The organism is Aneurinibacillus thermoaerophilus, from assembly GCF_019603355.1.
Taxonomy (GTDB): Bacteria; Bacillota; Bacilli; order Aneurinibacillales; family Aneurinibacillaceae; genus Aneurinibacillus; species Aneurinibacillus thermoaerophilus.
Window position 1 is genome coordinate 1,709,041 of record NZ_CP080764.1, and the last position, 13,829, is coordinate 1,722,869.

At 40.6% G+C, this 13,829-nt stretch carries 16 protein-coding genes; 7 read left to right on the forward strand and 9 right to left on the reverse strand.

The genetic code is table 11. The annotated features are described in order from the left end of the window. The first annotated feature begins 102 nt into the window (after window positions 1-102). The 4 genes from K3F53_RS08945 (at window position 103) to K3F53_RS08960 (ending at window position 3,266) form a co-directional block, all read left to right on the forward strand. The gene (locus K3F53_RS08945) at window positions 103-390 is read left to right on the forward strand and encodes a transposase (RefSeq protein WP_057898900.1); all 288 of its coding nucleotides are present in this window, start codon (window positions 103-105) and stop codon (window positions 388-390) included. A 32-nt stretch (window positions 391-422) separates the two neighbouring features. After that, window positions 423-746 carry an IS3 family transposase gene (locus K3F53_RS08950; protein WP_175493564.1) on the forward strand — a complete coding sequence of 108 codons (324 nt, stop codon included), beginning with the start codon at window positions 423-425 and terminating at the stop codon, window positions 744-746. A gap of 711 nt (window positions 747-1,457) precedes the next feature. Beyond that, window positions 1,458-2,387 carry a PD-(D/E)XK nuclease family protein gene (locus K3F53_RS08955; protein WP_057898898.1) on the forward strand — a complete coding sequence of 310 codons (930 nt, stop codon included), beginning with the start codon at window positions 1,458-1,460 and terminating at the stop codon, window positions 2,385-2,387. Between the two features lie 117 nt (window positions 2,388-2,504). Then, window positions 2,505-3,266 (forward strand): NRDE family protein, encoded by a 762-nt coding sequence (locus tag K3F53_RS08960; RefSeq protein WP_057898897.1) that lies wholly within the window; start codon window positions 2,505-2,507, stop codon window positions 3,264-3,266. Window positions 3,267-3,520: 254 nt separating this feature from the next. Here the strand turns inward: K3F53_RS08960 and K3F53_RS08965 are convergent, their stop codons facing one another. Further along, window positions 3,521-4,312 carry an MBL fold metallo-hydrolase gene (locus K3F53_RS08965; protein WP_057898896.1) on the reverse strand — a complete coding sequence of 264 codons (792 nt, stop codon included), beginning with the start codon at window positions 4,310-4,312 and terminating at the stop codon, window positions 3,521-3,523. Window positions 4,313-4,868: 556 nt separating this feature from the next. Between K3F53_RS08965 and K3F53_RS08970 the strand changes: the two genes are divergently transcribed. Both K3F53_RS08970 and K3F53_RS08975 read left to right on the forward strand, forming a co-directional pair. Next, window positions 4,869-5,090: a hypothetical protein gene (locus K3F53_RS08970; protein ID WP_057898895.1), complete on the forward strand. Its 222-nt coding sequence runs from the start codon at window positions 4,869-4,871 to the stop codon at window positions 5,088-5,090. 113 nt (window positions 5,091-5,203) lie between these two features. Further along, on the forward strand, window positions 5,204-5,824 hold the full coding sequence (locus K3F53_RS08975) for a class I SAM-dependent methyltransferase (protein WP_057898894.1): 621 nt from the start codon (window positions 5,204-5,206) through the stop codon (window positions 5,822-5,824). 108 nt (window positions 5,825-5,932) lie between these two features. On the opposite strand, the gene K3F53_RS08980 is transcribed toward K3F53_RS08975, so the two are convergent. The 4 genes from K3F53_RS08980 to K3F53_RS09000 form a co-directional block, all read right to left on the reverse strand. Next, window positions 5,933-6,559 (reverse strand): LysE family translocator, encoded by a 627-nt coding sequence (locus K3F53_RS08980; RefSeq protein WP_057898893.1) that lies wholly within the window; start codon window positions 6,557-6,559, stop codon window positions 5,933-5,935. A gap of 134 nt (window positions 6,560-6,693) precedes the next feature. Continuing rightward, window positions 6,694-7,056 carry a fluoride efflux transporter CrcB gene (crcB, locus tag K3F53_RS08990; protein ID WP_236781853.1) on the reverse strand — a complete coding sequence of 121 codons (363 nt, stop codon included), beginning with the start codon at window positions 7,054-7,056 and terminating at the stop codon, window positions 6,694-6,696. Next, entirely contained in the window at window positions 7,053-7,451 is a 399-nt protein-coding gene (gene crcB / locus K3F53_RS08995) for a fluoride efflux transporter CrcB (RefSeq protein ID WP_057898892.1), read from the reverse strand. Before crcB (K3F53_RS08995) ends, crcB (K3F53_RS08990) begins: the two co-directional genes overlap by 4 nt. Before the next feature lie 139 nt (window positions 7,452-7,590). Then, a complete protein-coding gene (locus K3F53_RS09000; RefSeq protein WP_057898891.1) occupies window positions 7,591-7,956 on the reverse strand; it encodes a DUF1516 family protein in 366 nt (121 codons plus the stop codon). A gap of 456 nt (window positions 7,957-8,412) precedes the next feature. Here K3F53_RS09000 and K3F53_RS09005 point away from each other — a divergent pair, with 456 nt between their 5' ends. After that, window positions 8,413-9,504, forward strand: coding sequence for an NAD(P)H-dependent flavin oxidoreductase (locus K3F53_RS09005; protein WP_057898890.1), 1,092 nt, complete (start codon window positions 8,413-8,415; stop codon window positions 9,502-9,504). 58 nt (window positions 9,505-9,562) lie between these two features. Here the strand turns inward: K3F53_RS09005 and K3F53_RS09010 are convergent, their stop codons facing one another. From K3F53_RS09010 to kynU, 4 genes are all read right to left on the reverse strand, one after another. Next, window positions 9,563-10,909, reverse strand: coding sequence for a sodium-dependent transporter (locus K3F53_RS09010; RefSeq protein WP_057898889.1), 1,347 nt, complete (start codon window positions 10,907-10,909; stop codon window positions 9,563-9,565). Between the two features lie 71 nt (window positions 10,910-10,980). Next, complete coding sequence (gene kynA / locus K3F53_RS09015) at window positions 10,981-11,823, reverse strand: tryptophan 2,3-dioxygenase (RefSeq protein ID WP_220560563.1); 843 nt, start codon at window positions 11,821-11,823, stop codon at window positions 10,981-10,983. Next, the gene (kynB, locus tag K3F53_RS09020; protein WP_175493566.1) at window positions 11,824-12,456 is read right to left on the reverse strand and encodes an arylformamidase; all 633 of its coding nucleotides are present in this window, start codon (window positions 12,454-12,456) and stop codon (window positions 11,824-11,826) included. Window positions 12,457-12,458: 2 nt separating this feature from the next. Further along, a complete protein-coding gene (kynU, locus tag K3F53_RS09025; protein WP_091260217.1) occupies window positions 12,459-13,730 on the reverse strand; it encodes a kynureninase in 1,272 nt (423 codons plus the stop codon). Window positions 13,731-13,829: the final 99 nt, after the last annotated feature.

A 13,829-nucleotide genomic window follows, 5' to 3' on the forward strand; every position in this document is an offset into this window, starting at 1 on the left:
AACTTTAAATCAGTTTTATAGCGCCCCAATCTAAAATGCGATGATGAGATGTGTAGAGGTCTCCCTTCTGATACAATTATAGTTAACAGGAGGGAACGGAACATGAAACGTCGCAAATGGTCAGCAGAGGAGAAAATGAATATTGTGATGGAGGGGCTAAAGTGGGAACAATCCATCGCCGAGATTTGCCGACAACATAACATTAGCCAGACTCTGTATTACCGTTGGAAAGATGAGTTCATCCAAGGAGGAATGGCTGCCCTTTCGGGTAAACAACGTAAGACAGCAAAAGAAGACGCTGCCGTTCAAGCAAAGTTGGACGAGTATGAGCAACTTATTGGCAAGTTGACTGTAAAACTTTCAAAGCTAAAAAAAACGTTCGACATCTGAGTGAAGAGCACTGGGCATTTATCTTTGAGGTAGTGGAAGATTCCCACCTGTCGGTGGAAAAAGTATGCCGTCTTCTTGGTGTGCACAAAAGTACGTTTTACCGTCAAAAAGCAAAGGCAACTTTCGTGCGACCGAAACAGGCAGTGATTCAAGAGAAAGTGCGTGTTCTTTGTCAACAGCATCCTACCTACGGATATCGTAGAATTTGGGCTTTACTAAAGCGCCAGGGAATCGAAGTCAATCAGAAAACCGTTTACTCTGTGATGAAAGCCGAAGGCTTAACACAAAAGCAAAAGCGATATGAAGCCAAGCGCACATATCAGCCTGTCGATTTTCAAATCAACTCCTCCAATTAAGTTTGGCATATTGACATGACGAAGATTTGGACAAGTGAGGGATGGAAGTCTCTTGTCAGCATCATCGATGCCTATGACCGTCGTATTGTAGCCTGGAGTCTCGACCGGCACTTATATTACCTTGTATAACGAACAGCGCCCTCATTCCGCTTTGGGATATTGGGTGCCATTGGAAGTATATATGGGAGAATACTCTACAAAAGCTGCTTGATTTTCGTCGCTTTTTGAGGGTAGCATTACAATTCGTAATGAAGACGGTACAAGTACACCTTATGCGACTATTCAAAGCCAAACAGGTAATAGTTGTACAGTACAAGCAGGTAGTACAGTCGGAAAATATGTACTTCTAAAAGCGACATTTGTAGATGACTTGAATGTATATACTGAAAAACGGATACTGATTAAGTCGATATTTTAAAATTTAACCTGCTCGGAGTTAAGTTCTGAGCAGGTTTTATTGTTGCACTATTTTTAGTTAGTGCAGAATTTTGTTATTATTAAACATACCAAGTAATGGTTGCATCTGTGATTAAAAATGATGATTAACCGCCCGTATTTTTTGGTAGCATTTCATCAAAACAAAAATACTTATTCTTGAATTATGCTGTATTTCACTTACTTTTTAGAAGTATACTTTCGTTAGCTTGATAAAAATAAAAACAAACAACTTCTGTACTGGAAACTGCATAAAATCTAGGGAGGAGGGTTTCTATGTCCTATCATACAAGACCATATCCCGAATGGTCGTGGTCGCTTGCACGCGATCAGATGTTTCACGCGTGCAAGCGGCAATACTATTATCATTATTACGGCTCTCATGGAGGCTGGTTATTAACAGCTACACCTGAAGCACAGACAGCCTATCGTTTGAAACAAATGAAAAATTTATACATTGTGCTTGGAGACGCTATACATACAGTTGCACAGAAACTATTGGAGCTGCGTGAGATGGGAAAACCTTACCCAAAGCAAGAACAGGTTATTTCATATATACGTAATCTATTAAACGCGGCTTATCGTGATTCAAAACAGAAAGACCGATGGTGGGGATACCCCAAGCAATATACGATGCTTCATGAAATGTATTACGAAGGGGGGCTTTCGCCCGAACGCATCGAGGTGATCGCCAACCGAATCACCACATGTGTGTCCAATTTGTTAGCAAGCACAAGCTGGCGTGAGATTCGCGATAACCCGGATGTTACACTACTGGAAGTGGAAACGCTTAAAGATTTTATTTTTCATGATGAAAAAATTTATGTAAAACTCGACGTATTATACCGACGCGGTGACGGAACATGGGTGATTACCGATTGGAAAACAGGCAGGATAGCGGAAAAAAATGAGGAACAATTACGATTATACGCGCTGTACATTCATGAATACTACAGTGTACCGCTTACACACATTGAAGTACGAACCGAATATTTATTAGATGGCATATGCACCCGTACCCATCCTGATGTGGAAGATATCGAAAGAATCGTGCATAAAATCCGAGCCAGTTTGAACAGTATGAAAAGCTACCTGGCAGACTCATACTACAACCGGCCTCTTCCGCTTGAACAGTTTGCCGGAGCAGGGCATCCTTCCGTCTGTAAATCTTGCAATTTCCGCCAGATTTGTTCAGAAAAACAATAGAATTTTTCTTGAATGTATCGAGCGTATCCTATCTATGATTTACGACTAAAGGGGAGGATTCGTAAGAGATTCTTCTTTCTTCCCAAAGCACAAATAAAGAAAGGAGATAAACGCGTTATGTGCGTAATCTTGTTTGCTTACTGTGTTCATCCGCAATTTCCGCTTATTATTGCCGCTAATCGCGACGAATTTTACAACCGACCGACCGCGCCTGCCGCCTTTTGGGACGATGCACCCGATGTGCTGGGCGGACGCGACTTGGAGAAGGGAGGAACATGGATGGGCGTGACCCGTACCGGACGCTTTGCTGCCATTACAAATTATCGCGATCCAAAGCATATGCGCCCTGATGCCAAATCGCGCGGACATCTCGTGAGCGGTTACTTAACCGGAACGGATACGCCTATTGTCTATCTCGAAAAAGTAAAGCAAGAGTGCGGGTTATATAACGGGTTTAACCTGTTGGTGGGGGATACCGAATCGCTTTATTACTATACACCGCTACATAACGAAATTAAAGAAGTAAAGCCAGGCATCCACGGATTAAGTAACCATATTTTGGATACGCCTTGGCCTAAGGTGAAAAAAGGAACGCAGCGCCTGTGGCAAGCAATAAAAGAGGATAAAATAGAAGATGATGTATTGTTTTCTATTCTCGCGGACATGGAACAGGCAAAAGATAGTGAATTGCCAGATACAGGCGTAGGTATTGAATGGGAGAGGATTCTTTCGCCACTTTTCATCAGCAGTAAAAAATATGGTACAAGGTCTTCCACAATTCTTATGATAGATAACCATAAAAATATTATGTTTACTGAAAGGTTTCTATTGTCCGATTTGAGAAATTGGAAAGTATCTACTTTTCGTTTTCACATTTAATGCTCCTTTGGAAGTAGGCCCACACATTCACAGGCTCTATGGTGCCCCGTGGCGGTTTGCGCCGCGGGAGCAAAACCACGCTTAAAAAGCCGCCTGTATTGGCCAAACTGGACAGTAAACCGACCTAATTCGGTGGAAATATTTCACGAATAGGGGGGAGAGGTAGCATCCGTCGATTTTGGAGTCATTTGCTCAACAAATGGAAAAGAGCCGCGCAAAGCGGCTCGATGGTGTTTCTAGTATCCTGCGCCAGTTCAAGGTTCAATTGTTTGAGAAGAATGACGTATTTGAAGCAAGCCATTGTCAACAACCAAGATAACCTGACCACTTTGTTGAAGTTCTGTTATATAAGATCGAACTACAGCGCTAGTTAGTGTATGTTGAATTACATTATTAGCTATATTAAACTGGCTCATCACTTGTTGCACCAGGAAATCAAGGCTCGTAGAGTGTTCCGCTATTTGTTCAAGAATAAAATCTTTCGTCTTTTCAATCATCTTTAGATGTTCCTCAATAAGTTCTGACAGAGAGAGGCGTTCTCCTCCATGATAAAGAACATAACTATTAACATTAAGCCTCTCTAGCTTTTCAAGAGAATCCTTAGTTTTAGCAATATCCGTGTAAAAAAGAATCCCATGTTTTTCTAAAGTCTCTTCTCCGAAAATCGCATCCCCTACATATAAAACCTGGTCCGGTGATATTATCCCAATCATACCTTGTGTATGACCGGGTAAGGTTACAACTGTAAATGACTGGCCACCAATATCTAGCGTATGATCTTCGTATTTCAGCACATTAGTCACTTTTGACGGCTTGGCTTCTAGAAATTTGTTGCGCAACTCCTGAAAAGGAAGTGCACCTAAGCAAAAACACAGAGGTTCTAAAAAAGGATCTTCAATGAAATGTGTTTCAAATCGAGTCGCATATATTTGTATGTCAGGATATTTTTTTTGAAAAAAGTGATTTCCACCACAATGATCAGCATGGCTGTGTGTGTTTATGATTGCAGTAGGCTGATAGTCATTTTCCAGTATAATTTTGTCCAATTTTTTAGCTAGATCCTTATCAATTCCACTTGCTCCTTTTGTACGATTTATTAAAAATTATTTCAAAATTGTTAAATTAAGGGGTAAAAATATTCTTTTTGTTGAATTTTATATAGCAATCTACAAAAAAGGAAAGTGCCTAAAAAGATGACTGAATTCACGGAAATGGAAACTTCTGAAATAGAAGAAATGTTGGAACAAGCTGTTAATAAATATGGAATGGAAGGATTACCTCACATCCTTAACACTCAAACTTATTTCCATTCTAACCTACTGAAACGATATTAAACATTTACTTCTTTCATCCACTCCGTTAAATGAAGTAAGACAATCGGCTATATAAACCATTGCTAACTTATAACAAGCGCTCGCATCCATTGGTTCAACCCAAATATTTCTATGATTTGATAAGACAAAAACTAAAAAATGCACATTCAGTTATATAACAGTATTTATTTTTCTTTTTTATCATAGTACAATATATGTTAGAATATTGCATAAATTTTTTATCTTCTTATTGAAAAGCAAGAAAAGTGAGGAAGTAGGAGTGGATAGTATGGAGACGTCAACGCGCAAAGATTTTCATTGCCTGATGCGTGAAGAGGCAAGAAGGCTTTTGGCGCACATTAAAAACGAGACAGATTACAACCGGAGATATCAACTGTGTGGCTTGTTACTGGAAATCTACGAAGAACTTGATATCGAGGTCAGAGACAATGCATCATTCTGGGGGGATATTCGGCTCAATTATCATCATTTTGTCAACCATTATTCATAACTTAACTAGAGCTCCCTTCTGCCTGTTAGGCAGGGGAGATTTTTTTGTCCATCCGGGAGAAATTATGTACAATAAAATGACGAGAAAAAATCTACACAAAGCGGTGATTGAAATTGCTAGAGTTAACCGGAGAACGTGTCATTCCACATCTGATGAAACCTACGAACGGATTGTTGCTCGAACACTTGGCCCGCTACTACTTCGCCATTCCTTACGCAAAAGGAAGGGTGCTCGACATTGCCTGCGGCGCCGGCTATGGCTCGCATATGATCGCTAAGAACGGAAAACACGGGAAACAAATTGTGAAAGAAGTGGTGGGCGTCGATGTCGATAAGACAACCATCCGGTATGCACAAAAAACATATGGTCACCCGCACGTTACGTTTCGCCGGGAAGACGCAACCGATCCGAACCTGCCGAAAAAACTGGGGCAGTTTGATACCATTCTCAGCTTTGAAACACTGGAGCACCTTGAGGATGAAGCACAATTTATGAAAAACCTATATATGATGTTAAAACCGGGTGGCACTTTGGTTCTTTCCACGCCGTTTGGTAAGGGAAGGGGAAAGCCGTGTGGCGTGCCGTTTCACGTACATCAGCTAACAGAACAGGAATTTTGCGAGCTTTTCTCTGGATATTCGCAAGTGGAAATTTACTATCAGCGTGGCGTCACATTTGAGCGCGAGAAAAGAGATGCTACGTATCCGTTAGGTATCGCGGTTTGCGAAAAATAAGCTGAACGATATACATTCGTTTCACCAAAGTATCTAATTTGAAAAAAATGGAGCGCATAAGAAACCGCCCCCAGAAAGTGGTAGATAAGGTCTTTCGGGGGCGGTTGCTTATTTTTCCGATAGCGCAAGCTGGATGCCAATAAGAGAAAATATGATTGCTTTTGCGAGATTTACATACTTGCTTATTGTCGCATTGTGCAAAATCTTTTGGCCCACGCTTCCGGAAAGTAGCGCGACGACGCTGAAAATAATAATGGCCTGAATCATGAACACAAAGCCAAGCACAATCATCTGTAGCGCGTTATTTCCGGCACCGGGTGTCACGAACTGGGGAAGAAAAGCCAAAAAGAAAAGCGATACCTTTGGATTTAACACATTCATCAAAATTCCGCGGCGATACAATGCGCCGAGCTTATATTCTGTAATCGCTTCAACAGGCAAAAGCGGCGCATCTTTTTCTTTAAACGCCTGCCATGCAAGATACAGCAGATAGCACGCCCCTGCGTATTTCAGCGCCTGAAACGCGACTGTAGATTGGTATAGAATAGCGGAAATTCCAAATGCCGCAGCTAGGGTATGAACAGTTACACCTGAGCACAGGCCAAGAGCCGTGGCAATTCCCGCTTTTTTGCCTTGCGAGACGCTTTGCGTAATCACAAATAAAATATCAGGTCCCGGCGCCAGTGTCAGCATGGCTGATACCGCGGCGAAATACAATACGTGTGAGATCTCCATATTTTTTCTCCTCTCTAATGTGAACTATCCGCCATTAATCACTTTTTTACGATATTTCATGACCAAGACAAGATGATAATACAACGCGAACACTGAATGATGATTATTGTCTAAGAGAATGAATGTATCCCTGTTTATGCCGACGAATGACTTATCTGAAAACCGATCGCAGCCGCGATAATACCTATGATGATACTGCTCCCTATATACCAAACCATTTCCTTATGTTTTTTCAGCTTTTTAAGCTGAAAAATCTCATACTGAAATGTCGAAAAGGTTGTAAATGAACCGAGGAATCCTGTGCCAAACATTACGCTCATCTGCCAGTCAACATCCGCCCCATACAGAAAACCCAATAAAAAAGAACCAACAATATTTACCGTTAACGTACCATACGGGAACGAAGAATCTGTCCATTTATTTACAATATTAACCACTATAAAACGGCTAATGGCACCGATAAATCCTCCAACCGCAACCCATACCACATCCATCATTTTTTCCCGCTCTCCTGTGAAAATTGCTTTTTTTCGTAACTGCCTAGCTTGACGCCCAGATAAGAGCAAAAATACCCACCGATCAGGCTAGCTGTAGTATACAAAATCGCGAATATGTAATGTGAATGATGTATGAATTCCAGCGTTTCATAGCTGAAAGTAGAAAATGTAGTAAACGAGCCCACAAAACCTGTTCCAAACGATAACCGAAAATAAGGATGCACCGTAAAGCGAGCAGTAGTTAAAGTATAGAAAAATGCCAGAATAAAGCAGCCGAACAGGTTAATAAGAAAGGTAGAGAAAGGGAATAACATTCCTGCTCCGACCCATATTCCTAATAAATACCGACAAACAGCACCTGCAATACCTCCCAAGCCCACAAGCAGATAAAGCATATGATTCATCCCTTCATCATAATTTTCCTAAACAAAATCGTTCCAGCTTTTTTGTTTGGTTATTCATGACAGACAGGGCATATTCGATCTGAAAAAGCCAGTTTTGCAAAACTGGCTTTAACTGGTTTTGGCTTTAATGTTAAAAAGAGATCACTTTAAACGCGAGTAAAAGCACCAATACCAAAAGAAGAATGAATAACCCCCAGTATGGACCTGTTTGTATTCCCTTACTAGCTCTAATAAGTATTAATTCTATCACACCAATCATGCAGATGGCTACAATTCCTTTTACTACATAGGCCAAAGGGAAGTGAAGGGTAACAAGCATTGCAATCCCCGTGACAATCATAATAGCGGAAACCAATCGCAATAAGACACGGGTAACCTTTTGGAGCTTCGTTTTTTCTTTTTTGATGAATACAAAACTGATTACGGAGAAAAGCAAAATCCAAAACCATGAATGGGCATGGGTTTGATATAGCATATGAAATACATTTGGTGACACCGTCGTTTTCCTCCTGGCTTTTTTTGTCCAGCTTAAGTATAGCAATATTTACACTATTAGTATATGAAGTAACTGTGTAGATTCATTGACAAACTTGTGGCTACTTTCAAAGTTACAACGATAAATGCTGCTTGGCTATGCGCAAAGATTCCTGAAGCGCCGGCGTGACCAATACATCACGACGCCGGATGAAAACCGTTGGCACTTTTCTGTATTGTGCCGGGATCTCGTGAAGGAACAATGAAGAATACGTTCATCCTGTAACTATTGTTCAAGTTTTGAACGTCAGATATAATCATTTTATTAAATGATATTTGTAATTTACAATAAAAGCAAGACACAGGCAAGAATAGAAACTCACTGACACACTCATTTGGCTTTTCATGCAAGCGAGATTAGAAAAGTGGCTTTTGGATTGTGCTTTACCACATACCATTTTAGAAGGGTGTGATACATATGTGGCCAAATACAAAGGTATCCAAAATGTTAAAGATTGACTATCCGATTATTCAAGCACCTATGGCAGGAGGGGTCACTACACCGGAGTTGGTTGCAGCTGTTTCCAATGCTGGTGGTCTGGGGACGCTGGGAGCTGGGTATATGTCTCCGGAACAGATAAGGGCCACTATCCGTGAGATAAGAAAAATGACCGAACGTCCATTTGCGGTCAACTTATTTAGCCCGGAACCAATAGATGAGTCGCCTGAGAAAATCATACAGATGAACAAATATCTGAAACATTACCGAGAACAATTAGGGATACATTCTGTTCCGGACATGAGAAAATATACAGAATCATTCGATGAGCAGATCGGTGTAATCCTTGACGAAAAAGTTCCCATTTTCAGCTTTACATTTGGCATCCCATCATCAAATATCATTCATCAATTAAAAAATAAAGGGACCATGATCATTGGAACTGCAACAACGGTTCGTGAAGCAATTCTTCTTCAGGAAAACAATGTTGATATAATCGTGGCTCAAGGAAGTGAAGCGGGAGGACACCGCGGCACGTTTGCCAGCCCATTTCAAAACGCGCTTATCGGGAGCATGGCTTTAGTGCCGCAAATTGTCGATCATGTTCACATCCCGGTTATTGCCGCCGGGGGAATTATGGATGCCCGCGGTGTTGTAGCAAGCCTTGCTTTAGGCGCTTCCGGCGTACAAATGGGAACAGCCTTTCTCACGTGTCCGGAAAGCGGAGCGCATGAAAAATATAAAGAAGCCTTGCTTAACAGTACGGAGGAAAGTACGGTAATTACCCGCTCTTTGACAGGAAAGCCGGCCCGCGGAATAAAAAATGCATTCATTGCAGAAATGGAGAAATTTCAAGGTGATGTTCCTGATTATCCGATCCAGCATGTATTAACTCGTGAAATTCGGCAATCAGCCGCTAAGCAAAACCGTCCGGAATGGATGTCCATGTGGGCAGGGCAAGCCTCGCGTTTATCCACGACCTGGCCTGCTAGTGAACTGGTAGAGCAAACGGTTGCCGATGTGTCTCGCATCATTCAACAATTGGGCAATTCATCGATTCAGAATGCGTGATCGTTATAATATGAAAAAACGAAGGGTGATGAATCCCCTTCGTTTTTTGCGTTCCAGTCTATGAATTCGTTACTAAATTAATAAAAACAATCACGATCCCAATCGGCACTAACCATTTCATGAGCCATCTCCACGTTGTATAAAGGGAAGGAGAGAAATTTCCAGTAAGTAGAAACTCTTGCTTAACTAAAGTTTCATCCATTTTGTGGATGATAAACAAAGCAATGAGTAAATTACCAATCGGCAGTAAAAGGTTGCTTACTAAATAGTCCGTCGCGTCGAAAACGGTTTTACCAAAAATCTGAAAATCAGCAAGAGAACTGAATGAAAGGGCAGCAGGAATTCCAGCAATAAAGACAATAAGTCCGGATACCCAGGAGACCGCTTGACGAGAACGGTTTCCATTTGCCGTAAAGGCAGAAACGATAATTTCAAGTAAACTGAATGAGCTTGTTAATGTAGCGAATAAAAACAGCAATAAAAACATGCTAAAAAACAGTTCACCAAACGGCATTTTTGAAAAAACGGTTGGGAGTACGATGAATAATAATCCAGGGCCCTCTGCTGGCTCAAGACCAAAGGAGAACACAGCTGGAAAAATCGCCAGACCGGCGAGCACTGATACAAAAATGTTCATAATGACAACCCAACCTGCTGAAGATGGAATGCTTACATCTTTACTTAAATAAGAACTATATGTGACCATACAGGAAAACCCAACAGCTAAAGCAAAAAAGGATTGGCCCAGTGCGTATAAAATAGCTTCACTCGTAATATTCTCAAAGCTTGGTGTTAAGAAAAAGCGCACACCTTCCATTGCTCTTTCTAATGTAAGAGAACGGACAACGAGAACGATGAAAAAGATAAATAATAGCGGCATTAAGTATTTATTCGCTCTTTCAATACCATTTTGAATACCGAAAGATACGACAATGACATTGATGAGTAAAAAGAGAGCAAGTCCGAGGAAAGTGGTCATATGGTTTGAAATGATCGCTTCAAATAACTCTGAATAACTTGCACCATCTTTAATAATCATTCCCGGTATAGATAAGCCTGTATAAATAAGAACCCATCCTCCGACAACACTATAAAAGGATAATAGTAAAAAGCAACCGATAACTCCTAGCCGGCCAACCCATATCCAAAGCGTGTCCGGAGCTAATTTTTTATAAGCACTGATCGCTTCTTTTTCAGCACCGCGGCCAATAATAAATTCAGAGATTAACATCGGAAGTCCTATTAAAATCGTAAAAGCAATGAAAATAAGAAGAAAAGCACCGCCGCCACTCATGCCAGTGACGTACGGAAATTTCCAAATTGCACCTAATCCAATCGCTGCTCCAGCTGACGACAGGACAAACCCGATTCTTGAAGACCATTGTTCTTTTTTTCTCCCATCCATTTCCCCTAAACCCCTTTGCGATTTTCTGTGAAACAACTTTAATCCACTAATACGCCTAATACGCCGCTATATCATAGTTTTGTACGGATGTTCCACAATTCCGGGAAGAAGCAATGATTAAGCACCTTTTTTAAATAGGTAACACCAGATGAACCACCCGTACCCATTTTGTGTCCGATAATCCGTTCGACCGTTTTCATATGGCGAAAGCGCCATTGCTGAATCCAGTCTTCGATATCAATGAGTTTTTCAGCTAGCTGGTATAAATCCCAATATTTATCAACCTCTTGATAAACAGCAAGCCAAGCAGCTTCAACGGTTGGATCCCCTTTATATGGTTTGGAGTAGTCACGTTCTAAGAGGTCTGAGTTGATATCAAATCCAGCTTTCGCCAGTTGTTTAATCGCAACATCATAAATGCTTGGTGCCTCATACGCTTGTTTCAATTCTTTTAATAGCTCAGGAGCTTTTTCATAAATTTTTAAGACATGGTCGGATTTATAGCCTAGGGCGAATTCAATCATTCGATATTGATATGATTGAAAGCCTGATGCCTGCCCTAGCTTATCGCGGAACTCCATATATTCGGAAGGTGTGAGCGTTGACAAGACATCCCAAGCATAAATAATTTGCGATTGTATTTTGGAAACACGTGCAAGCATTTTAAAAGCAGGAGCAAGGTTATCTTGTTCAATTTGTCGGATACTTGCCCGAAGCTCGTGCAGGATAAGCTTCATCCATAATTCACTTACCTGGTGAATGATGATAAATAACATTTCATCGTGATGATCAGATAAACAGATTTGACTCGATAAAATTTGATCAAGTTTTAAATATTCGCCATACGTCATACGGTTTTTAAAATCCGTATGAATACCACGTTCTTTTTCCATTTCTGAAAGATGTTTGCTCATTTACATTCCCTCCGTATTTACTCGTCTAACGACTGCTCGAACCGGGCTTCCATCTGCGCCCTTTATTGGAAGCGGAAGAGCGATCAGTTCATAATCACCTGGTTCAATATGATGAAGAACGATATTTTCTAATATCATAATTCCATGTTTATAAAGTGCTTGATGTGCGGACATTTCTTTACTATCAAGCGGATCAACAGATGGCACGTCAACGCCAATAAGCTTCACTCCATACTCATGTAAATAAGGAGCAAGATCAGGTGAAATAGACGGGATTTTAGTCGGAAATTGATCAGGTTGCTTTTGGCGTGACGTTCGTAATAAAAGTCTCTCGACACCATGTAAGTCAACGTTCTTTAGTTCGCTCGGCCCGATTTTTTCTACTCCTGTTACATCAACCATCCGTGCTTTACCAATGAAAATATTGATATTTAGCTCAAGTATTTTTTCGCCATGATTATCAAAATGAAACGGAGCATCGACATGTGTCCCAGTATGAAGACTCGTGGTTATTTTGCCGATATTCACAGAGCCAGTTTCTTCTTTTGAAAAAGCTATTTCATAGGAAAAGGGCGTATCTCCTGGCCAGTGAGCCATGTGATTATGAAGCGGTTGAGAAATATCGATCCACATTGCTATGCCACCACTTCTCGATTGTTTTCATATTTTTTGTAGCGTTCATTTTCCATAATATCTTTTAAGATTTGAACCGATTGCCAAACTTCTTCAAATGTATTGTAAAGGGCAACGGGAGCCAAACGAATACCGTTTGGAGCACGGAAATCAGGAATGACCTTCGCATCTTTTAGCGCTCTACAAATTCTTGCTGCTTCCTTATGTTCTAAAAAGATATGCCCGCCTCGTTTATTGTCTTCAAGCGGATTACCAAGCGAAAAGCCATAATCGTTGAGCTCTTGTTTTATTAAATCAATCATGAATTGTGTTAACTGCAAAGATTTTTTTCGGATGTTTTCAATCCCTGCTTCATGAAATATTTCCAGAGAGCCGATCAAGGGAGCAGTGCTTAAAACATGGGGAGTGCCAATCTGATAGGCTCCGGCATCTTCAGCAGGTGTTAACGTATGTTCCATATCAAATTGCTTTTCTTTTTTCGAGCTGAACCAGCCAGCAAGGCCAGGTCTTTTTCCGAAGTGCTTTTGATTTACGTAAAGGGCTGCAACACTTCCTGGGCCGGCATTTATATGTTTATAATTGCACCAGAAAGCAAAATCGACACCCCAGTCGTCTAACGCATGGGGAATAGCGCCAATCGAATGACATAAATCGAACCCGATGAGAATGTTTCGTTTATGGGCTTCTTCTGTTAAACGTTTCATATCCAAAATTTGTCCGCTTCTGTATAAAATACTGGGTAAAACAATTAAAGCAACTTCATCGGTCATCTTTTCAATAATGTCATCTTCGTGAAGTGTAAGACCATCACGACTTTTCACACGAATTAAGTGTTCAGAAGGATCGTAACCTTTTAGTTTCAATTGACTTTTTAATGCATAAATATCTGAAGGGAAATTTAATTCATCGGCTAAAATTTTTGTCTTTTTTCCTTTTGGTTCATAAAAAGATGAGACTAATTGATGTAAGTTTACGGTCGTGGAACCACTTACAATTACTTCATTCGCTTTGGCACCTACTAATGGAGCCATCTTTTTGCCTAAAGTTTCCGACAAATAAAACCAGGGATATTCCCCATTTGTCCAACCGTCAATCCCGTATGTTTTCCAAGAATCTAGGATGGAGAGAAGGGACTTTTCGGCACGCTTTGACAAGAGTCCAAGAGAATTGCCATCCAGATAAATAACTCCATCTTGCACATAAAATTCATCTCGAAATTTTGCGAGTTGATCATTTTGATCCAATTGTTGGGCGTTTTCACGTGTTAAGCTCATAGGAATCACTCCAAATATATAATTTTTCCTCATTTCTTAATAATTAAAATATAAGTTTTCATTGATACTATGTCAATGATATAATGTCAGTAATATAGA